The organism is Rhizobium herbae (genome assembly GCF_017873135.1).
GTDB classification, from domain to species: domain Bacteria; phylum Pseudomonadota; class Alphaproteobacteria; order Rhizobiales; family Rhizobiaceae; genus Pararhizobium; species Pararhizobium herbae.
Genome location: NZ_JAGGJV010000007.1, coordinates 1 through 21311 on the forward strand (window position 1 = coordinate 1; position 21311 = coordinate 21311).

Here is a 21311-nt window from a genome sequence, read left to right on the forward strand (position 1 = left end):
GCGGCGCGGTGTTTACGATATCGGAACCGTTATCGTGGAAGAATGCGGCTCGGTCGGCGGCGTGGTTTTTGGAGTCGGTGATTTCGGCCATTGTCACAGTCAACAGCATAATGACCGATAAGGCAAGATTATCGTTCGTTTTTCATTTCCGACGAGCGGTGCGATTAATCCGATTTTATAGCCCATAACCGCACGGCCTGGTCTATGCTGTCATCCATGGCGTCGGTCGCGCTCATCACGGAACCAAACTCGACGTGGTCGTCTCGCCTTCCGGCCTGGGCGTTATCGCGTAGCCGAACCATCACCGAAGTCGACGCGGCATTAGCCGCCGGTATTGCGCTGAAATCGCTCTGAGAGCGAAGTTTGGACCGCCGGACATTTGAGTTTGCGGCTCCGATCACGCTGACGGGCTGGTTGCGCCACCGGGATTATGCATGGCAATCGGGACGTTATATCCGATTGCCGAGTGAGGACGATCCTCGTTGTAGCATCGACGCCAAGTCTCCAACTTTTCGCGTGCATCCGCAAGGGTCATGAACCAAAGCGTGTTCAGTCACCACCGCCAACAGCTTGCGGTTGAAATCCTCGATGAAGCCGTGGTCCGTCGGCTCCCGGCCGAAAGAAGTCCAGCGTAACATTGTTGGCATAGGCCCACAGGTTCAAGTCGCGGGAGATGAATTCGCTGCCGTTATCGATCCTGAACGTCCTGGGATAGGCGATCTCCTTGCAGATGCGTTCCAGCGTCCGGACGAGATCCTCACCGTAGTCGGTAAACCGTGCGTCGGTGGCTGGGCAGTAGCGGGAATGGGTATCCGCCACGGTCAGGATGCGCAGTTTCTTGCCGGTTGCGAGCTGGTCGTGGACAAAGTCCATAGCCCATCCGTCGTTCGGGCCGGCTGCAATCTGGCAATCATCCCTGAGCTTTGCCTCCTCCCGACGTTTGGGGGCGCGACTGAAGACCTAACTCGCTGTAAATCCTACGCGTCTTCTTCATGTTGATCCTCCATCCGTCACGACACACGTGGACATGCACGCGCCGCCTTTCGCTGATTGCGAGGCAATCACCTTACGGCCAGGGGATATTCCATCCGCAAAACGATCCACCTGGTTCAATTTCCCTGTGGCAAAAGTCGATGAAAGATTTGTTCAATCTGGGTAACGACCGTGAAAAACGTAATGCCGGATAAGGATGCCAGCAGCACGGCAGCGAACAGCTTCTCCGCCTGATAGTTGAATGTCGATTGGATAATTACGGCCCCAAGGCCCTGGTTGGACCCGATCCATTCGCCGACGATCGCGCCGATGATGCATGTGGTCGCGGAGATGCGCAGCGAGGCGAACAGGAGAGGGATCGACCGCGGAGCGCGCAAGCGCCAGAAGGTTTCCCAGTGGCTGGCCGACAATACGTGCATCAACTCCAGCTCGTTGACCGTTGCCAGTTGCAGACCGCGCGCCATGTTGACCAAGGTCGGAAAGAAACAGAGTAGAGCCGCGATGATCACCTTTGGCAACATACCGAGGCCGAAGATGAGGATGATGATTGGCGCCAGCGCGAGCACCGGGATCGTGTTGAACAACAGCACGACCGGAAAATAAGCCGCGCGGAAGCGCCGGCTGTATACGAAAACGATGGCCATCAGGACGGCGAAAGCATTACCGAGCAGAAAGCCCAGCACGGCTTCGAGCCACGTCGGAACTGCATTCTGCAACAGGAAGCGCCATTCCGTTGCGAAGGTGCGAAGCACTGCGGCCGGCGTCGGCACGATATAGGCGGGAACCCCAAGTGCCGGTACCAGCCATTGCCAGGCGGCCAACAGGGATAGCGCGCCGATCACCGGCAGGATCATCGTTTCGGCGGTTGACAGTCGATGCTGAAGCATCCGGTCAGGCTCCCCCGACCCGCAGCAGTTGGCGTAACTTCGCTGCTGTTTCCTGAACGTCAGGACCTTCGCGGCGAGGGGCACCATTGTCGTCCTTCAACGACGCAAGGTCGATCAAAGCTTGAACGCGACCGGGATTCGCAGCGAGTACCAGTACCCGCCCGCCGAGATAGATGGCTTCGCTGATGCTGTGCGTCACGAAAAGCACAGTTGTTCTCGTTTCGCGCCATATCGCCAGGAGTTCATCATTCAGACGGTCGCGTGTGATTTCGTCGAGCGCGCCGAAGGGTTCGTCCATCAGCAGGACATCTGGTTCACATTGTAGCGCACGTGCGATCGAGACCCTCTGGCGCTGCCCACCGGAGAGTTGGTGTGGGTAGCGATCGCCAAGTTGGGAGAGACCGACGAGATCGAGCCAATGATCCGTTCTCGGATTAACCGATCGTGAAACGCTTCCTTTTCCCACTTGAAGCGGTAGCGCAATGTTTTGTCTGGCTGTGCGCCAAGGCAGCAAGGTTGGCTCCTGGAAAACGAAAGCGACTTCCCGGCGCTGACGTGCCTCCGATACCGCCTTTCCGAGTACCCAAAGATGCCCGGCGATCGGCGGAAGCAGGTCCGCCACGGCACGCAGGAAAGTCGACTTGCCACAGCCGGACGGACCGAGGATCGTTAGGAATTCGCCTTTTTCAACAGTCAGATCGACATCGGAGAGAACTCGGACGGGCTTTCCGGATCCCGCATATCCAAGGGACAATCCCTCCGCTTTGATGGCCAGCGTTCCCCCCAACGTATCCTCACCCAATCTTCGGACGGTCCGCAGCCGTCATCTCCAGGATTTCCGTTGAATAGCAGTCTTCCAATTTCGGAGCACCGGATTTGAATTGACCGATTTTGTCATAGACCGAAATCTGCTCGCCGATGGCTGCGGGATCGAAGGCACCCCAACCATCCTTGCCGGTCATGGCGTCAAAGCTGAGAGACAGGATCCGCGGTGCCGTCTTCAGTTCGACCACAAGGTCGAGTTGCGGATAGGCCTTCACCGCAAGTTTGACTGCTTCTTCCGGGTGTTCGTATGTCCATGCCCATCCCTTTGCGATGGCACGCAAAGTCTTTGCCAGCGTATCGGAATGGTTTTGCAACGCGTCGTCAGTGGCGAAATAGACGTTGGCGTAAGACGGCAGCCCGGTGTCCTTCATCATCAGGTCTATGCGATCCGGACCGATCACCGATAGAGCCTGCGTGTTGGTAATCCAGCCTGTGACGGCGTCGACCTGCCCTGTGGTCAAAGGGGTCATATCGAAGCCGATATTTGTAATGGTCAGGCTTGAAGGATCGATATTGTTCTTGAGAAGGATGGCGTCCAGAACATAACGTGCCGTTGGCTGGATTCCGATCCGCTTGCCGACCATGTCGTGAACCGTGCGGATGGGAGCCTTTGGCACAGAATAGAAGGCAAAAGGCGCCATACGGAATCCACAAGCAAAAATCTTGATCGGAACGCCCGAAGCCCTGGCGAGAAGGAGCTGAGCGGAGTCCGAAAACTGGCCCGCCTGCGCCTGCCCGGTTACCACCGGTGGTACAGTCGCGGAATTGGGGCCACCGGGGGAAAATTCGACGTCGAGCCCCTCGGCTTGAAACAGCCCCTGCGTGGCCGCAACGATGTCACCGATTTGCCCATTGCTCATCAGCCAATCGTACTTGATGACGACCTTTGCGGTGTCCGCGTTCGAATTGTTAGGGGTGAATATCCCAATCCCGGCTGTCGCTGCAGCGAGTGCGTAGGCACCGCCTTTCAAAACCGTGCGCCTGTCTAAGTTTGTATTTTTTTCGCGTTGTTTCATCGCTTTGCCTTCCCCCTTTTCTGTTTCAGATGGCGTGAGGTTGGGACATGTCACTCGTCCGGATCGATGTCCCCGATCGGGCCGCCGTCAGACCACGCGTAAAGTTCCCAGAGGTTGTCGTCCGGATCGGCGAAATAGCAGCATCGCGCGTTCCAGCTGTATTCCTGTGGCTCTGCCAGAAAAATTACGCCGACTTTCTTCAGCTGTGCATAAGCGGCATCGACGTGGTCCGGCGAGGGGAGTTCAATCGCCGCACAGGCCTTGTGCACACCGGGGGACGCCCGGCGTCCGGAAATCCCCGTATGCTCGGCAATATGACCGATCTCCCAAAGCGCCAAGGTGATACCGGCTCCCTTGAAATCGGCAAAGCCTGGAGCGCGGCGACGCGGTTTGAAGCCAAGGCGATCGACGTAGAAAGCAGAGGCTTTTTCGACATCCTCAACCAGAAAGCAGATATCGGTGATTGGATTGGTTTGTGCGAATGCCGTCATATAAACTCTCCTGTGCGAAGGAATTTACCGACGACAGACCCGCGAAGATTTCAAATTCTTGCGGTGCTCTTACGCAAAGCTGCTGATTTCGGCGCACGCCACGATCATATGCGCACCGAGTGCCGGTACTCCTTCGGCGTCACGCCCATGAGACGACGAAAGACACTGGAAAAATGGGCCTGGCTGGAGAACCCTGTCGCATAGGCGATACTGGAGAGCGTTTCCTTCCCATCGGCGAGATACAGGCGCGCCCGTTCGATCCTGCGCACAAGAATGAAGCGGTGCGGGGCCATGCCGGCGGCTTTTTTGAACTCTCTGCTGAAATGAAAAGGGCTCATATGCGCCACACCGGCCAATTCTTCGACGCTGAGATCAGCCCGTCCCAGGAGATTCTCGATATGGTCGATCACGCGCCTGAGGTTTTCTGACGTCATGCGGTGGCCGATGAGCGCGGGCGCTGCACCCAAAAGCCTCACGACACAGCAGGCGAGGGCCATCCCGAGATGCTCGACCAGCAATGGATCGCTGCGCTCTTTTTGCTCGACGGCGAGAACAAGGGACAGGGCGACCTGCAATGTCGTCGGGTCCGTTATCGCGCTGAGCGCATCGCCCGCCAAATGCTCCGGATCGAAATCTCCATTGACGAGGCTGCTATAAACATTGGGCGATTGGAAGATGGAGATATAATCGGCCTCGTCACCATCGACTTCGAGGGCAATGCCTGCGGGCTGAAAGCCCAGGGTGAACGGCGCTCTTTTGACCTTGCGAAAGCTTCCTGTGCCAAATCGATAGGCATATCTGTTGTGGGCTGTGCGGTTGATGGAGATGCGATGGAGCGAACCTCTGGACACCATCTCGCCCGCAGAACTGCGGTACGTCTCGACGATCATATCCCTTTGAATGAAGGCCCGATAGTTTTCAAGCGATGGCCGGCTTATTGAAAAAATCTGCGGATCGATGTCGAGCATGTGCGTTCTCCATGAAAGAGAGAAGCAAGTTTCACGCCAAGCCCCATGACCTGAGCGGGGTTTACAGCGGACCACAGGGCCAGGGGCTTCGAGGTCCTGCCGCGTCGCTGGGTTGTGGAGTGCACCTTCGCAGGGCTTGGCAGATGCCGACGCTTGGCGAAGGATTGGGAAAAATCCGTCATATCAGGCGAAGCCTGGATCATTATCGCCCACATCCGCCTCCTGACACGACACTTGGCAAGGTATGGATATTGTTGAAACCCCTTCGAATCAGACTCTTACATGGGTGCCGCGGCCCTGATGTCACCATCGAAAGTTGTCTCCTCGTTCGATGCGAGTGTGGCTAGAGCCGATTGTGTGCGGGCCAACTTGCATCGAGGCAACGCTGTGGCGAGAATGGGTACGGGCTTCCAGAGGATGCAGCCAACGCCAGGCTCGCGTTTCGCAATTTTTTTGAAATGACCGGCGTCTACTCTTAGTCCGCCATCGCGTTATATCGATAGGGGCGATATTCCGGCGTCGGCGTGAAATTGCGGTGATATGCCTCGAGATGGGGAAGCAGGGCATCGATCGCATCCCAGGCTTGCCGTTCGCCTTGCGTTTCTGGTCGTTCCAGCCGCCCGGCGATTTCTGCCAGCACCGCCTCTCGGTCGATCGTGATGACTTTGCCGTCATTGACGACCAAGCGACCGCCGACGAACACCTGGGTGACGGCATGACGTCCGCCGCGATGCAGGACGCTTTCCACCACCGGCGTCCGCGCGTTCACGTGCGGTCTTCCGATCTTGCGGCGATCCATGAGTACGATATCGGCTTGATGACCTGGTTCGAGCCGGCCCGTAAAGCCGCCGAAGCCGACGGTTCTGGCGCCATGTTCCGTCGCCATCTGCAGCACGGCACCAGCATCAGGACGGTCGTTCCACAGGCCTGTTTCGCGGTGTAGTGCCCAGACGAGCTTCATTTCAAGCGTCATGTCGCGGTCATCGGCTATGTTCGACTGGTCTATGCCGAGCGCCACCGGAATGCCGCGGCGCCGCATTTCGTTGACGGGGGCGATGCCGCTGCCAAGCCGCAGGCCGGATGAGGCATTGTGGCACATGCTGCAGCCGCAATCGGCGATGATGTCGAGATCCGAGCGGCTCATCCAGTTGCCGTGTCCGAGCGTGACGTTCGGGCCGAGGCATTCGAGCGCCTTCAAATGCTGGACGGCGCTGTGGCCGAATTTGTTGTGGGCGAAGCTTGATTGCCGCTCGGTCTCCAGAAGATGCATGTGGACCTGCGCGTCTGTTTCTCGCGCCGTCTCGAAAATCGTCTGGAGGCATTCGTCCGTGCACCAGTGCAGATTGGCGGGGGCGAGATTGATGCGCACGTGATCCGGCCGTGCGTCGAACCAGCTTTCCCTGAGCGCACGATAAAATGCCATGAGGTCCGGGATAGCAATTTTCGACGCGTCGAGTTTGGGAGCAATCCAACTGCGAACGGCTTCGGGAAGGGCGGCCAGCACCTTGGCATCTTCGTCATAGGTCAGGATATTGCGGTCGCGGATCATGAAGGAAAAGCCGGCCCGCATGCCGATATCGGTATAGGCCTTGAGCGTGGCGTCGGCCGTTGCCATCCAGTTCTCCGGTGCGCCCGCAAGTCCGCTGTTGATATGCTGCACCATCGTCGTTCCGCTTTCCAGCATCTCGATCGCGGAATAGAGCGTATCCAGACGGACATCGACCTGCCGCATCGCCCGGAACTGCGGCAGCCATAATTCCAGCGGGGCAAAAGGTACGCCCTGCATCAAAGGCGTGATCCCGAAATGGTGGTGGCTATTGACCAGTCCCGGCATGGCGATCATGTCGGCCGATCCGAAGCGGGCAAGATGGTCGTTGCCATAGCCAACGGCGGCAAGCGGCCCGATCTGCGCGATCATGCCGCCGGCGACGCGGATGCCGACATCGTGGCGCATGGAGATGGTGCCATCGGCCGAAAGTCCGCACAGCACGGTCCCGGCTTCAATGATGCAGTCGCCTGTTGTCGGCTCTCCCGGGTTCATTTCGTGTAGTCTCCGATCAATCCAAGGCGACGGGCGACGACGACACGATAGAGCGGATCGCCATAGACTTTCATTTCCTCGCTGGCGGAAAAGGCGAGGCTGATATCGTGCTCGTCGTAGCTTTGCGCGGCGATCGCATGCATGGCGGGCCAATCCGGCACCTGAATATGACGCCAGCGATCGACCACTGCTGCGTTCGGCATCGCGGGAAAACCAAGCTCGCCCATCAGCGCGGCAATCCCCTGCCAGAACACCCGCAACATCCGGTGGAGCGTCGCTTCATCGCAATGCGGCTTGAGCAGACGGATCCAGTGCAGCCCGGTGATAATGTGCAGGGCGGCGAAATGCTGGGTCGCGGCAAATATGGACAGGGCGGTGGCCGCCATCTTTTCCATCGTATCCGGGCCGATGTCGAGCCAGTCGACGACGGGAGAAAACTCGGGCACGTTGCTGGCGTCGCGTATGTTCTGCCAGAGAAGGTCGTGAAGTTTCATGCCATGCAATGGCCCGATCGCAGCGGTAAGGGCCAACACTTCGGCGGGGTCGCGCGTGACCGGGGGCGTCCCCTGCGCTTCCGGGAGCGGCAGATAGGTGGCGGCCCAATAGGCCAGCGCAATCGCGACATCGGTCTCGTCCGAGCGAAGCACCCCGTAGGCTGTTCGCATCAGCGCGTGAAAGGCGCTGGCAGCTATGCCATCGGCAAGATCCGGGAGATAAAGCTGAAGAGCCTCGTGTATCCCGAGCCGCGCCAACTCGCCGGCAAAAAAATGGCGCAGATCAGGCTCGCGCTCACGCGTCCCGATCACGGTTTTCCAGCTTTTGCTATCCAGGCGCTTCAGTGGCTGGGCGAAGGGCAGAAGCTGCTTGGCGTCTCTGTAGTGATTGAAGAACCGCCGAAGCTGAGATGGCGCACCGCCGATCCGGTCCAGAGCGACGAGGACCATGGGCGCATGATTGGCGAATGTATGCGAAAATTCCGAACCCCATCCCGGCATGCCGGCCAGCAGAGTTTCCAGTCCTTCGGAAGCGTTCTCTTTTGGAATCATGGATATAAATTCCTCCTTGAAACCGGCGGCGACGCCGGGCGGTCTCATGCGGGTCTCATTGAAAAACGGAATGCCGGCTTGCCTCACGCCACGGGTTCCCAGGCATCCCGGTGAACAGCTTCCGCTTCCGTTTCGAGCAACGGACCGATGACCTCGATACTTTTCTGGCCCGCCGAAAAGACATCGCGGCATGGCAGATCCATTGTCGGATTGTCCGGGTGATCCCCTGTCATCGCCTTGAGCCGATGTTCGGACAGGCCATAAACGACCCGGCCGATGCCGACCCAGTAAATGGCGCCGGCGCACATGGCGCAGGGTTCCGCCGAGCTGTACATCGTGCACTCGGCCAAAAACGGCTCCCGATAGAGCTTCGAGGCACGTGTCGCCAGCAGGCGCTCCGCATGGGCCGTCGCATCGAGGTCGGGAAAATATCCGTTCTCTTCCTCAAGGAGAATTTCACCGCCGGGACCGGCCAGAAGTGCCCCGAAAGGCATATTGCCATGCGCTTTCGCCCGATGTGCAATCTCGAATGTCAGTCTGAGGAGGCTTTCGTGATCAAGGCTCATGTCGGTTCTCCTCGACAGGGATTATGTTTTCGGCATTCGGACCGGTCTGTGGCACCAGGGGCAACCGTATGACGCAGGGATGGCTATTGCCGGATCGAACCACGAGGGTCGTGACGAGCCGATCCGTTATGGCTGCGTCCTGGGGACGCGCGCCGGTGCCCGGATTGACGGGGAAAGCGGGAAAGGAAGCCGACTGTATGGACAAACGCAGGCAATGTCCCGCCGGCACCGTTACGTGGATGGGACGTAGCATGACGAGAACTGCCGATCCTTCGTCATCCGCCTTTACGGTTTTATGTCCCGACGTCACGCTGATAGCCTTCCCATCCGGGGTGAGCGTACTCAAGGTACAATCGAGGTCGAAACTCGGGCTGTCGGCCGTGACGAAGAGGTCCACTTCAGCCACGCCGGTCAGCAGGAGCGGCCGGTCGAGCGGGGTCGAGGTATAGACGAGTACGTCGGCCCTGTCGTCGATGGCCGCACGGTCGGCAAAATCCGGCGGCGTGCCGAGATGCAAGCCCACGCTCGGAGCCGGCCGCCACGGATCGTGGACAAGATAATCGGCGCTTGCAGGCCCCTGCTTCTCCGCAAGCGTCCCATCAATGCTTGTCGTGGCCGCCCGGCCGCCCGATGTGAGATGAAGCACCAGCGTCTCGGCTGTCGGCAGGGTTTCGAAACCGGCCCAGGCCTTTTTGCCGACATCGTAGAGCCGGATCTTCGGGTAAGGGTTTTCGCGGCCTTTAAGAACCTCGTCGAAAAAGGCGATGATCTCGCGGTCGATACCATCTGCCGCGCCGGCTCCGGCATCCAGGACGCCGACCCGTCGCCCCCAGGGGATATGCGACCATGGTCCGACGGACAGCCGCTGCAGACCGCCACCCTTGGAAAATGCCTCGAACGCGGCGAACGTGCCCTCGAGCATGATGTCGTTCCATCCGCCGACATGCAGGACGGGAACGTCGAGCGTCACGCCCTCAAGCAGTGATTGCGGCGACCTTGCCCGCCAATAGGACGGATCATCGGCGAGCCAGTCATGGTAATGCGTGTACCGCGATGCCTTCTCAAGCGCGTCCGGCCGTGCCGAAACCGGCCCGGAATGCAGAGACGGCAAAGCGGCATGCAACAGATGGGCGGCATCGAGGTCGCCGGCCAGCCGGGCATTTTCCGCGGCCATCTGGCATGCCCACATCTGGTTGGACTGCAGACGGAACCCGTCACCCTCGAATGCCCAGTGGTTGCGGACATCGAAAGCCGCCATGGCGATCGCCATCGCATCGGGCTCTTTCCCGCCGGATTTTCGAGCGCCGGCAAGGGCCAGGAACTGGTTCATGCCGTGATAGCTGAACCCGTAGCTCGCCACCATACCGTTGCCGCCGGCAAGATCGGCCGCCAGCGCGAGAGTTTGCGCGCCGTCGATTGCATCATCCTCGAGAATCCTGAAGATGCCCTCGGAATTTCCACGGCCGCGAACATCCTGCACCAGCACCACATAACCCTGCGCCGCATACCAGGCGGGATGGGCGAGAACGACCGTCGAGGCGACCTTTCGTCCGTAGGGCAAGCGCATAACCAGAACGGGATGGCGTTCCGGGCCGACGGGACGGTAGACATCGGCCGCGAGATGAACGCCGTCCGCCATGGGCATCCGAAGGCTTTCGATGTCGCGGAGTGCCAGCATGGTCTATCTCGCAGCCGAAAAGCGGGTTTCGGAGGTAAGCGTTTTCATATCGAAATTGCGCGTCGCCTCGATCAGGCGCAGCACGCCCACCGCTGCCCGGTCGAGCACGCGCGCGCCTTTGGCGGCATCGGCATTGGCGGCATTGCCGCTGACGCCTGCGGGGTGAAGGTCCTGCGCCTGCCAGCCGAAGCCGACCGCGCCTTCCGCCGTCAACGGGCTGCCGGACTGCTCGATTTCAACGGTCAGCGGCACGAAATCTTCAGCCTTGTCCATGGCGACCAACGCCGGCGCGATGGCCAGCATCATGCTGGTTTCGATATCGCCGCCGTGAATGCCGTGCACGATTTCCGCCGCCGAAAACAGATCGTCGACCGGCGCGATCCTGAACCAGGAGCAGGCGACCGCCAGCATGTCGAGCTCGACGCGGATATCGCGGCAGGTCATTTCCATCAGGGAGATCTGCCCGCCATGCGAATTGAACAGGATCATCTTGCGGGCGCCGGCCCGCTTCACGCTGCGGGCGATATCGAGCCAGACGAGGCGCAGGGTTTGCGCCGATATGGTCAACGTCCCCGGATAGGCCAGGTGCTCATCCGACTTGCCGACACTGAGCGCCGGCAGGATGAGAACGTCTGCGTTTGCGTCAAGCAGCGGTACCATCCGATCGAGGATGGCCGCATTGATCGCCGCGTCCACCTGCACGGGAAGGTGGGGACCGTGCTGCTCGACAGCCGCGATCGGCAGAATGACGACGGTTTCGCTTAAATCGCGGGAGGCAAAATCAGCGGTCGAATGATCGGCCCAGTAAAAGGAATGCATCATGCGCCGCTCCGCATGGCGGGCTTGCCCGTCTCGGGCGATCTTTCCGGTTGCCGATTGGCCTCGGCCAGGACCATTTCGAAATCGTCCGGGATCGGCAGATCCGCTGAAATATAGGCCTTGAGTTCCGGCAGGATGACTGCTTCCCGGTCAAGCAGCAGACGGCGCAGGACGCCGCGCACAAGCCGCGGAACGGCATGCTTGTGCCCGCTGATCGAGGTCGAGTGCGGACCGTGACTGACGAAACTGCTGCTATTGAAGGCAAATACCCGGCTGACCCACGCGTCACCCGGATCTTTTGGAATGAATCCGTAGAAGCCGTCGAGATAGGGAAACCGCGCGAGGCGGGCATCCTCGCTGCCGTCTTGCGGCGTGTAACGCTCGCCCCAAAGCGCCACCTTGTCGTGGATGGTCCTGAGTTCGGGCCTGACGGCGAGATCGACATCCATGCCTGTCGCAAGCAGCAGGTGATCGAACTCCAGAACGCCGTCGGAGGTGGTAACATGGATCGCGTCGGCCTGCTGGGAGACTTCCAGCCATGGGGTTGCGGGACGCAGCCTGAAATTTTCCAGGCTCATCGCGGTCTCGAAACTGCGCACCGGCGGCGGCTGGTCGGCGCTGCGGAAGAACCGGGCGATATCCCAGCGGATGTTCTCGGAGAGGTCCGGATAATGCGTCATCATGCCGGGCGTCTCGACCGCGCGGTGGGGATTGGTGCGCGGCAGCCGCGCGCGCCGGAAGCAGAGATCGACGGCGGCAGCACCGGCCTCCAACGCCTTGATCGCATTGTCGAACGCGGAGGCGCCATGGCCGAGCACGCCAACGCGCAATCCTTTCAACGCGTCGAAATCGACCGGACCGTTCGTGTGATCGAACCTGTCGGGCGAAAGAGCCGCACTTATAAACGGCGGTACCCGCCATACACCGGCGCCGTCGTACCCGGTGGCGAGCACCACGGTTCGCGCCAGGGATGTCTCGATCCGGCCTCCCATGCGGGTGGTGACGGCGATGAGGTCGCCCTGCGGAGCGACGTTCAGGACCTCGCAATGATTGGTGATGGCGATCTCGAAAACGTCGGCGTACCAGTCGAGATAGGCCTTCCAGTCCGTTCGCGGAATGCGGGACAGATCCGCCCAGGCCTGATGCCCGTAGCGCGTTTCGAACCAGCGGCGGACGGAGAGATTGACGACGTTGAACTCGTTGCCGACCTGGGTCTTCGGGGTGCGCAGTTCCTCCATGCGCGCGAAGGTCAGCCATGGCCCCTCGGCGCCCGGCGCGCAGCTGTCGAGAACGCGGATATGCCGCAGCCCGTCCCATTTCAGGGCGGCTGCGATCGTGATGCCGGACTGGCCACCACCGACAATAATCACGTCGGCGACATCAGCCGCGTCGGGTCGAGGCAGATCATTGAGCCATGGTGCGTTCGGATAGCCGAGCAAGGCAAGATCGGCAAGCGCTTCCTGCTTCAGGCCGTCAAGCGTCATGCGTGGTGTGTCAATCGGGGCAATCATCATAGGTCATCTCGCACGTGAGCCAACCGTCCGCGCAAGCGACGTCGGCGATTGATTTCGGTCAGCGCTACGATCAGGGCCGTCAATACGAGGACGGCGACCTGCATGGCATTGAGGTCGGGCTTGAGCTCGCGCCGGAATTCCGATGCAACGATCAGCGACAGGGGCTGGGTGCGACCGGCCAGGAACATGGAAATGGTAAGATCGGCCAGCGACAGGATGACCCCGATGGAATAGGCAGCACTCAAGGCGACGCTCAACTGCGGCAGCAGAACGCGCCTGAAACTCTGCCATGGGGTGGCGCCCAGATCCCGCGCCGCTTCCTCCAGCCGCGGGTCGAGCCGGACCATCACAGCGGCAAGGATTGTGGTGGTGAAGGGAATGACGACCAAAGTCTGCGCCAGGATGAGCGCCGTTGCCCCACGCCCCAGCCCCACCCAGCTCATGAGCATGGCTTGCGCTATGGAAAGCACCGTCTTCGGCACCAGAAAGGGTACAAGGACCAGTATGGCGAATGCAGCCCGCAACCGCATGCGCGGTGACGTCACGGCCAAAGCCGCCATCAGCCCAATCAGCGCGCCCAGCAGACCGACGGGTTGTGCGATCAGAAAGCTGGTGACGAAGCCGCCCAGAAACGCTTCGTTCCCGAAAAGATCGGCATACCAGGAGAGAGTAAAACCGCTCAAGGGGAAGGCCATCGTGCTTGCGGCGTTGAAGGAAAAAATTCCGAGAACGACGATCGGCAGATAGAAGAAACACACGGCAAGTCCGAGCGTGAGGATGACCAGGCGGCTCATAGTGCCCCCCGTCGAAAAACCGCGCGGGCACCATCGAACCGCAGAAGGATGGTTACAAACCCGGTGGCGAAGGCGAACAGAATGACGAGAAGGCTAAGCGATAGCGCGGAGGCCAGCGGCCAATCGAACGCCGTCCCGAACAGGTTGTCAATCATGGCCATCGGTGTCGCGCCCGACGTGCCGCCCAAAAGGCTCGGCGTCATCATGTCGCCGGCGGCCAGCGCGAAGACCGTAAACACGCCGACAGCCAGTCCGGGCGTTGTCAAAGGCAAAATGACCTTGAAGAACGCGTCTATCGGGCGAGCCCCGAGATCCCGTGCGGCTTCGATCAACCGTTTGTCGATCAGTTCCGCCGAGATCCAGATGGCCAGCACCATGAAGGGCAAATTGTTGTAGAGAAGCACGAGATGTGTGGTGAACGGCGAAAACAGCAGGAACTTCAACGGTTCATCGATCACGCCAAACCATTTCAGAGCGGCGTTGACCAATCCTTCGGAGCCGAGAACGACCCGCCAGGCATAAATCCGGACGATCTCGCCGGTATAGAGCGGCGTCAAGAGGACGATGCTGCCGACCCCCTTCCACAGAACGGGAAGGCGCGTCATCGAAACGGCGATGGGATATCCGATAAAACCCGCCAGCATCGCCGTACCCGCACCCGAGACGACCGCCTTGCCGATCAGAAAGGCGAAGACCGGATTGGTGAACATCTGCACCCAACTCTGTCCGGAAAAGGCCGGAACGAGCGTGAACGCATCGAGATCCACCTCAAAGACGCTGAAAACCACGAGCACGGCAAGCGGTAGAACGCACCCGAGGATCAACATACAGGCGACTGGCACCGCGAGCTGCGCCCGGTGAAAAACCAAAGCCATCAGTCGATCCTCGTGATGAAGGCGCGATCCTGATCGATGACAAGCCCGACATTCGCTCCAGGCGTCAGCGGGTTATCCGCCAGGAACCGCAAAATGACACCGTTAACCTCGGCCTCGACCAGGTAGCGATCCCCTTTGAACACCACATGCCGGATCGTCGCGTTCAGGCCATCCGCGCCAATGCGGACATGCTCCGGCCGGATGGCGAGCACTGCCTTGTCCCCCTTCGCCAATCCCTCCATTGCCGGGCATTGCATGATACCGATCGCCGTGTCGATCGCAGCCGATCCGGAGGCCCCGCCGCCATCGATGATTTCGCCTGGAATGAGTGTCGCCGCGCCGATGAAGTCAGCAACGAAAGCGTTGGCAGGACGGGCATAGATTGTCAGCGGCGCAGCCCTTTGAACGATGCGCCCCTTGTTCATGACAACGACGATGTCGGAGAGCGCAAAGGCCTCCTCCTGATCGTGCGTGACGTAGACGAAGGCGATGCCGAGACGCCGCTGCAAATCCTTGAGTTCGATTTGCAAATGCCCGCGCATCTTCTTGTCCAAGGCCGACAGGGGTTCGTCGAGCAGAAGCAGATGCGGCTCGGCGATGATGGCGCGGGCCACCGCGACCCGCTGCTGCTGGCCGCCGGAGAGCTGGTGTGGATACCGATCGCCGAATTCCGCCATATGCACGGCGTCCAGCGCTCTTTTGACGCGCGCGGCCACATCGACATTGCTGTGGCGCCGCAGTGTCAGCGAGAACGCGACATTTCCGAACACGGTGAGGTGCGGAAACAGCGCGTAGCTCTGGAATACGGTGTTGACCGGACGTCGCTCCGGCGGAACGCCGGAAAGCGACCGTCCGTCAAGCACGATCGATCCCGCGTCCGGCGTCTCGAAGCCGGCGATCATGCGCAGGATCGTTGTCTTGCCGCACCCGGAAGGGCCGAGAAAGGTGGTGAAAGCCCTTTCCGGAATGTCGAGATCGACACTGTCGACCGCGCGGTCCCTGCCGTAATTCTTGGTCAGACCGCGCGCCGAAAGCAAAAGCCCGGATCTTGACGGATCGGCCGCCCTGTCAGGCGTCGTCGTCATGATCAGCTTGCCTTGACTTCATTCCAGATCTTCAGCCACTCGGAATAATTCTCCGGGGCGACCGGCCACATGAACGACTTCATCACATCCATGTCGTCGACGAAGATCGCTTCCTGCTGCTCCTTCGACAGTTCGTCGCGGATGATCGAGGACGTGGTCGCATAGTTGCCGATTTTAGCGATCTGGGTCGCGAATTCCGCCCCAAGCAGATAATCGATGAACTTGTAGCCGATTTCGCTCTTTTCCGCGGACAACGTGGCCGGCATGGCAAAGCAGTCGCACCAGCCCATGATCCCGGCTTTCGGCTTGGCCATCCCCATCGCCAGCTTGTCTTTCAGCGTGTCGTAAGGTACCCGCCACGAAAACGCGCAGGAAACCTCGCCCGTGGCAAACAGATTGGTGAGATCGCCGATCGTTTGCCAATAGGTGCGCAGCAGCGGCTTCTGCGCAACCAGCAGCTTCTTGGCTTCCGCCAGCTCCTTGGTTTCCATGAGGAAGACCTTGTCGCGCGGCACGCCGGCGACCAGACCGGCGATGGCGATGGATTCCAGCGCATAGTCGCGCATGGCCAGCTGGCCCTTGTATTTCTCGTTGAACAACGTCGTGTAGTCAGGCTCGCTCTCGAACTTGTCCTTGCGGTAGACGATCGGGTTGAGGCCCCAGAGATAAGGAACCGCGAACTGCTTGCCCGAGGCATCGAGAACCTTGGGCGTGGTCTTGAAGACATCGTACATCTTGGCGGCGTTGGGGATTTTCGCCATGTCGATTTCTTCGAGCAGGCCTGCCTTGATGTAGCGCCAGCTTCCATTCAGCGACGGGTTGATCATGTCCCAGTCGGAAGCCGTGCCGGTTTTCAGCGCCGCGAACTGCGCGTCCTCGCTGGAAAGATAGGACAGCTTCACCTTGACGCCGGTCTGCGCTTCGAAGGCCGCAATGTATTCAGGATGCCCGTTGGAATCCCAGGTCGCCCAGACCATTTCGGAAACGGCAGCTTTGGCGCTGCTCAGTGAACCGAACATCCCTGACGCCGCGCCGGCGGCGATCCCTGCAAGCACTTCACGTCGGCTAATTCCTGAACCTGCCATCATGCCCTCATCTGGTTGCGAGTGAACTGCGACCAATGTCGTTTGTTTGGACAGGAAAGCCTATAACGGAACCCAAATAGACTATATTGCACTGCGCAAAAGCCGCGTGACCTCTCTGCCGCGATTCCGCGAGATAGGTTTAAACGAAGGCCGGCGCTCCGGACCGCAGGAACGTGATCGGTACCGACCCCGTCGGATCGCAGACGCGGACGCCGGCCGCAACCGACTTGATCATCTGCCGGAGCCAGACGTGATCGGGAGACTGGTGCTTGCACTCATGCCAGAGCATGTAGAACTGCATCTGCCCGAGTTCGCGCGGTGCCTCCAGAACGACGAGCGGAAAGGATTGAGCGATCTGCTCGGCAAAAATTCGACCCGTGGTGAAGACGAGGTCCGATTGCGTCAGCACGTAGGGCGTGATCGCATATTCCGGCACGGATACAGCGATATTGCGCTTGAGCCCGAGTTCAATCAGCCGCCCGTCGATCGGACTCAGTTGGGCCCGCTTGTCGGAGGTCGGAGAAAGATGTTTTTCCTTCAGGAACTCGCCCATCGAGATTGGCTCGCGTAGACTTGCCAGTCTATGGCTCGGGCGGACGACACAGACGATGTCGGTGGTTAACAGGGGAGACATCCGCAAATACTCCGGCGGATGCGGCCAATTGCCGATGACCGCATCGATGGACCCGTCCGCAAGTTGGCTGATCAGATCATCGTAGCTCGGCATGTGGGACGCATCGACGCCGACATTGGGTGCCTTTTGGGCAATTTTTCCGACCAGCTGAGGCAGAAACACGGCTCCGAGGCAATTGTCTGCGATAATGCGGAAATTTCGCGTCGCATTGTCCGGGTCGAAGGTGGCGTAAGGCGACAGGTGCGCGTCGATCTGGCCGAGAATGTCGCGCAACGTCTCCTTCAGGGCGAGACCTCGCTCCGTTGGTACCAGCGCCCCTCCGGACCTGACCAGAAGCGGATCGTCCAGCATTTCCCGCAGCCGTTTTAGCGTCAGACTGACCGTTGGCTGCGCCTGCCCCAGAATGTCGGCGGTTTTCGAAACGCTGCATTCCGTCAGCAAGGTCAGGAGCGTGCGCATCAGACGCACATCCATCATCCCATTCGCCTGTCGCATCATGATCAGCCTTCCCTTGTCGAACGGCGCAACAAGCTTGAGAAGAGGCATATTTCATGCCAACCGGGGAGGTCGATGGTCATGCCGCTATACATGATCATTGCAGTCAAGAGCGGTGAAAGCGGCTGTCAGACAGTCGAACACGATCCAGCAATCACAACGGCCGTCAGGGCTTTGCGCGGGTGGCGATATACGGGCTCTCCATGGAGGCGGTCGGGCAGGGGATCGCCCGATGCGGAAGTATCATGACGTGAGGAATTGTGCTTGCCTGCCGTGTCGGGCGCTACCCGAATGTCAGTCATCACGTCGGTTCTACGAGCAATGCGATCCCCTCGCCACGCGGATCGTGGGCGCCCGCAGTTGATCCGTCCTCCTGCCTGACAATGATGCCGGCCTGTCCTGCAAGCGGGCTTAGTCGGTCGATGGGCGAGAGCATGTGGCCGCGTGCAGTGAGCGCGGCGAACACGGCGTCGCCTGCGTCGACTTCCAGCTTCAGGGTATCGCGGCTGTCCGAGAAGGTTTTGCCCAGCAGGAAGCGCGGTCCCGTGAGCGCGGTGACCGGATCCTCGCCGAAATCGATCAGGCGCGTCAGGATCATCGACAAGGTCTGCGGCTGGCCGTCAGCTCCCTGCGTTCCGTAGATCAGGGCAGGTTTACCGTCTCTCAGCCCAAGCCCCGGATTGAGCGTGTAGAAAGGCCGCTTTGCCGGGGCGATCGCATTGGGATGCGTGGGGTCGAGGGAAAAGGCAGCGCCGCGATTCTGCCAGAGAATACCGGTGTCGCCGACAACCACGCCGCTGCCCCAGTCGAAGTAGGTACTCTGCAGCACGCTGACGCTTTTCCCCGACTGATCGGTCGCACCGAAGAAGACCGTATCACCGGGGCGAAATGACTGCGGCCAGTCCATGGCATGTTCAAGATCGATGGACTGCGCCGATCTTGCCAGATGCGCCGGGTTCAGCCAGTCCTCCACAGGCTGATTTATAAAGTCCGGGTCGGCAATCAGACCACGGTTCAGAAAGGCTCTTTTGACCGCTTCGACGCACAGGTGAATATGATCGACGCCGCCTGGAGCGAGTTCTTTCAGATCGAAATGAGACAGAATGCCCATGATCGCCAGCGTCGAGATTCCCTGCGTTGGCGGCGGCGGGGCCAGCAGTTCCATGCCACGATAAAGCAGGCTAGCCGGCTTGCTCTGGCGTGTCCGGGTTGCGGCAAGATCGGCGCTGGTGAGCGGCGATCCGGCAGCCAGCAACCCTTTTGCAATCCGCGCCCCGAGTTCGCCTTCGTAGAAGCTGCGCGGGCCGTCGCGGGCGATCAGTTGCAATGAATTCGCCAGCTCTTTCTGGCGGAAAGGCATTCCGATCTGAGGAGCGATGCCGCCGGGCATGAAGACCTCCCCGAAACCCGGCCAGCTCGCGACCTCCGACTTTCGGAAATCCAGCCAGAAGTTCTGGGATTTCGTCACGGGGAAACCGTCCACCGCGTACCCGATCGCATCGTCAAGCAGACTGGAAAAGGAAAGACCGCCGCCCCAGTTCCGGACGGAATAGTCATGGGCGTGATGCCAGGAATCCACCACGCAGGCGGATGTCAGCATCGACAGTGGCCCTCTCAAGGGAATGCTGCCGTCAAAGCCGGGCAAGGTGCGGGCCGACTGGCCGATACCGAGGAAACAGTCCTTTCGACCCTCTTCATCTGCGGCGATCCAGACGGCGTCCCCGCCAAGACCGCAGAAATGCGGATAGACCACCGCGATCGTCGCGCCGATGGCGATCGCCGCGTCGAGCGCATTGCCGCCCTCCCGCAGGACGCGGGCGCCGGATTCGCTGGCCAGTGGATGCGGGCTCGTCACCATGCCGCCCCGTCCCTGCGCAAATCCGGGTCCATTGGTCGACGGTTCGTTCGGCGTCATGCGTTCTTTCTTCCAAGGCTTGTCTTTTGGGCAAAACCGGTTTCAACCTGTCACCAATACGCTGCCAGGAGACAAGCATGGCCATCGATCTCGTGATCCGCAATGCATTTTTTCCGGGGTCCGATGGCTTGACGGATATTGCGTTCGCGAATGGCCGGATTGCCGCAATGGCGCCCCGCTTCGTTTGCGATGCGCCTGAATACGATGCCGGTGGCCGGTTGGTCAGTGGCGGTTTGATCGAAACGCATATCCATCTCGACAAGGCCGGGATTGTCGGTCGGTGCGCGCTCTGCACGGGGACGCTGGCTGAAGCCGTCAGCGAGACGTCGAAGGCAAAGGCCGCCTTCACCGAGGAGGATGTTTATGCGCGCGCTGCCGGGATCGTCGAACAGGCGATCCTCAATGGCACGAACCGGCTGCGCACATTCGTGGAGATCGACGGGCGTGCCGGGTTCCGGTCCTTCGACGCCATCAAGCGGCTACGCGCCGACTACGCCGCTGCCATCGATATCGAAATCTGCGCCTTTGCCCAGGAAGGGCTGACCAATGACCCCGGTACGGAGGAGATGCTGGACAGGGCGTTGGCCTCCGGCGCGGATCTGGTCGGCGGATGCCCCTACACCGACCCGAGGCCGGACGACCATATCCGCAGGATCTTCGATCTTGGTGAGCGTTACGGCGTGCCGGTCGATTTCCATCTGGACTTCGATCTCGATCCGGCCGGATCCAACCTTCCCTTGGTGATTGCCGAAACTCTGGCGCGTGGCTACCAGGGGCGCGTATCAGTCGGCCATGTGACGAAGCTCTCGGCCCTGCCGCCGGAAGCGTTCGAGGCTGTCGGCCGCAGTTTGGCACAAGCTGGCATCGCCGTGACGGTGTTGCCGGCAACGGATCTTTTCCTGACGGCCCGCGCGACCACCTATCTTGTCCCCCGCGGTGTCACGCCGGCACATCGGCTGGCGGAACTTGGCGTCCTCACGACGATCTCGACCAACAACGTGCTCAACCCGTTCACCCCCTTCGGCGATGTCAGCCTCATCCGCATGGCCAATCTCTACGCCAATGTCGCGCAGATCGGGACCGGGAATGCCCTCGAAGCAGTGTTCGGCATGATCACGATCAATGCCGCCCGGCTCCTGGGCTTGAAGCAATATGCGCTTGAAGTCGGCGGTCCCGCCACACTCGTTCTGTTCGATGCGGTATCCGGCGCTGATGCCGTCGCCAGGCTTTCCCCTGCCGTGACCGGCTGGAAGGATGGACGCCAGACGTTTCTGCGGCCGGCACCTCGACTGCTTTTCGGTCAATCAGCCTTGTGAACGGCAAGAATAGTGATGCTTTCGGCGTTTTCATCTAAATGAACTGCCGACAGAGACAGCGATAGCACCGGTACGCCTTTCTTTAACGAACCTTGTTTTCCGCGTTTGGCTGCAATTGTTCGGCGATGGATGTCGGTAGCCGGCATGTGGCTTTCGCCCAATGACGGTGGCGCGACGTTCGTCGCTGTGCACGCGGAGGCCCTCATACCTGTAGTTCACTTTTCGATAACTTCGCTGGTGTAGCGATCCGCAACTTCCAGTCCTTAAT

General features: G+C 60.2%; 19 protein-coding genes and 2 pseudogenes. 2 read left to right on the forward strand and 19 right to left on the reverse strand.

Translation table 11 applies throughout. The features are described from left to right. Positions 1–397: 397 nt before the first annotated feature. The 6 genes and pseudogenes from J2Z75_RS29280 to J2Z75_RS18940 form a co-directional block, all read right to left on the reverse strand. A pseudogene (locus tag J2Z75_RS29280) lies at positions 398–1039 on the reverse strand (DDE-type integrase/transposase/recombinase); the annotation flags it as partial. Between the two features lie 70 nt (positions 1040–1109). Then, positions 1110–1880, reverse strand: coding sequence for an ABC transporter permease (locus tag J2Z75_RS18920; RefSeq protein ID WP_209854620.1), 771 nt, complete (start codon positions 1878–1880; stop codon positions 1110–1112). 4 nt (positions 1881–1884) lie between these two features. Then, complete coding sequence (locus J2Z75_RS18925; protein ID WP_234937446.1) at positions 1885–2682, reverse strand: ABC transporter ATP-binding protein; 798 nt, start codon at positions 2680–2682, stop codon at positions 1885–1887. After that, entirely contained in the window at positions 2675–3721 is a 1047-nt protein-coding gene (locus J2Z75_RS18930; protein ID WP_209854340.1) for an ABC transporter substrate-binding protein, read from the reverse strand. Before J2Z75_RS18930 ends, J2Z75_RS18925 begins: the two co-directional genes overlap by 8 nt. Positions 3722–3771: 50 nt before the next feature. Continuing rightward, positions 3772–4212 carry a VOC family protein gene (locus tag J2Z75_RS18935; RefSeq protein ID WP_209854341.1) on the reverse strand — a complete coding sequence of 147 codons (441 nt, stop codon included), beginning with the start codon at positions 4210–4212 and terminating at the stop codon, positions 3772–3774. Between the two features lie 104 nt (positions 4213–4316). Continuing rightward, positions 4317–5180: a helix-turn-helix transcriptional regulator gene (locus J2Z75_RS18940; protein WP_209854342.1), complete on the reverse strand. Its 864-nt coding sequence runs from the start codon at positions 5178–5180 to the stop codon at positions 4317–4319. Positions 5181–5255: 75 nt separating this feature from the next. On the opposite strand from J2Z75_RS18940, the pseudogene J2Z75_RS18945 reads away from it, so the two are divergent. Beyond that, a pseudogene (locus tag J2Z75_RS18945) lies at positions 5256–5438 on the forward strand (transposase); the annotation flags it as partial. A 217-nt stretch (positions 5439–5655) separates the two neighbouring features. On the opposite strand, the gene J2Z75_RS18950 reads toward J2Z75_RS18945, so the two are convergent. The 12 genes from J2Z75_RS18950 to J2Z75_RS19005 all read right to left on the reverse strand — a co-directional run bounded on the left by J2Z75_RS18950 (position 5656) and on the right by J2Z75_RS19005 (position 19670). Then, positions 5656–7221, reverse strand: coding sequence for an amidohydrolase family protein (locus tag J2Z75_RS18950; protein ID WP_209854343.1), 1566 nt, complete (start codon positions 7219–7221; stop codon positions 5656–5658). After that, positions 7218–8267 carry a questin oxidase family protein gene (locus J2Z75_RS18955; protein ID WP_209854344.1) on the reverse strand — a complete coding sequence of 350 codons (1050 nt, stop codon included), beginning with the start codon at positions 8265–8267 and terminating at the stop codon, positions 7218–7220. The genes J2Z75_RS18950 and J2Z75_RS18955 overlap by 4 nt, the downstream gene beginning before the upstream one ends. A gap of 83 nt (positions 8268–8350) precedes the next feature. Continuing rightward, positions 8351–8833: a nucleoside deaminase gene (locus tag J2Z75_RS18960; RefSeq protein ID WP_209854345.1), complete on the reverse strand. Its 483-nt coding sequence runs from the start codon at positions 8831–8833 to the stop codon at positions 8351–8353. Then, positions 8823–10511, reverse strand: a complete 1689-nt coding sequence (locus tag J2Z75_RS18965; protein ID WP_209854346.1) for a CocE/NonD family hydrolase — start codon at positions 10509–10511, stop codon at positions 8823–8825. The genes J2Z75_RS18960 and J2Z75_RS18965 overlap by 11 nt, the downstream gene beginning before the upstream one ends. Positions 10512–10514: 3 nt before the next feature. Continuing rightward, positions 10515–11333 (reverse strand): creatininase family protein, encoded by an 819-nt coding sequence (locus J2Z75_RS18970; protein ID WP_209854347.1) that lies wholly within the window; start codon positions 11331–11333, stop codon positions 10515–10517. Continuing rightward, complete coding sequence (locus J2Z75_RS18975; protein WP_209854348.1) at positions 11330–12844, reverse strand: NAD(P)-binding domain-containing protein; 1515 nt, start codon at positions 12842–12844, stop codon at positions 11330–11332. The genes J2Z75_RS18970 and J2Z75_RS18975 overlap by 4 nt, the downstream gene beginning before the upstream one ends. Then, entirely contained in the window at positions 12841–13638 is a 798-nt protein-coding gene (locus tag J2Z75_RS18980) for an ABC transporter permease (protein WP_209854349.1), read from the reverse strand. The genes J2Z75_RS18975 and J2Z75_RS18980 overlap by 4 nt, the downstream gene beginning before the upstream one ends. Next, entirely contained in the window at positions 13635–14513 is an 879-nt protein-coding gene (locus J2Z75_RS18985) for an ABC transporter permease (protein ID WP_209854350.1), read from the reverse strand. The genes J2Z75_RS18980 and J2Z75_RS18985 overlap by 4 nt, the downstream gene beginning before the upstream one ends. Further along, positions 14513–15598 (reverse strand): ABC transporter ATP-binding protein, encoded by a 1086-nt coding sequence (locus J2Z75_RS18990; protein ID WP_209854351.1) that lies wholly within the window; start codon positions 15596–15598, stop codon positions 14513–14515. The genes J2Z75_RS18985 and J2Z75_RS18990 overlap by 1 nt, the downstream gene beginning before the upstream one ends. A gap of 2 nt (positions 15599–15600) precedes the next feature. Further along, complete coding sequence (locus J2Z75_RS18995; protein ID WP_234937447.1) at positions 15601–16683, reverse strand: ABC transporter substrate-binding protein; 1083 nt, start codon at positions 16681–16683, stop codon at positions 15601–15603. A gap of 139 nt (positions 16684–16822) precedes the next feature. Further along, positions 16823–17863: a LysR family transcriptional regulator gene (locus tag J2Z75_RS19000; protein WP_209854352.1), complete on the reverse strand. Its 1041-nt coding sequence runs from the start codon at positions 17861–17863 to the stop codon at positions 16823–16825. 250 nt (positions 17864–18113) lie between these two features. Continuing rightward, positions 18114–19670: a gamma-glutamyltransferase family protein gene (locus tag J2Z75_RS19005; protein WP_209854623.1), complete on the reverse strand. Its 1557-nt coding sequence runs from the start codon at positions 19668–19670 to the stop codon at positions 18114–18116. Positions 19671–19804: 134 nt separating this feature from the next. Between J2Z75_RS19005 and J2Z75_RS19010 the strand changes: the two genes are divergently transcribed. Beyond that, on the forward strand, positions 19805–21043 hold the full coding sequence (locus J2Z75_RS19010; RefSeq protein WP_209854353.1) for an amidohydrolase family protein: 1239 nt from the start codon (positions 19805–19807) through the stop codon (positions 21041–21043). On the opposite strand, the gene J2Z75_RS19015 is transcribed toward J2Z75_RS19010, so the two are convergent. Next, positions 21028–21189, reverse strand: coding sequence for a hypothetical protein (locus tag J2Z75_RS19015; protein WP_209854354.1), 162 nt, complete (start codon positions 21187–21189; stop codon positions 21028–21030). The two genes, J2Z75_RS19010 and J2Z75_RS19015, sit on opposite strands and share 16 nt — an antisense overlap. Positions 21190–21311 lie beyond the last annotated feature (122 nt).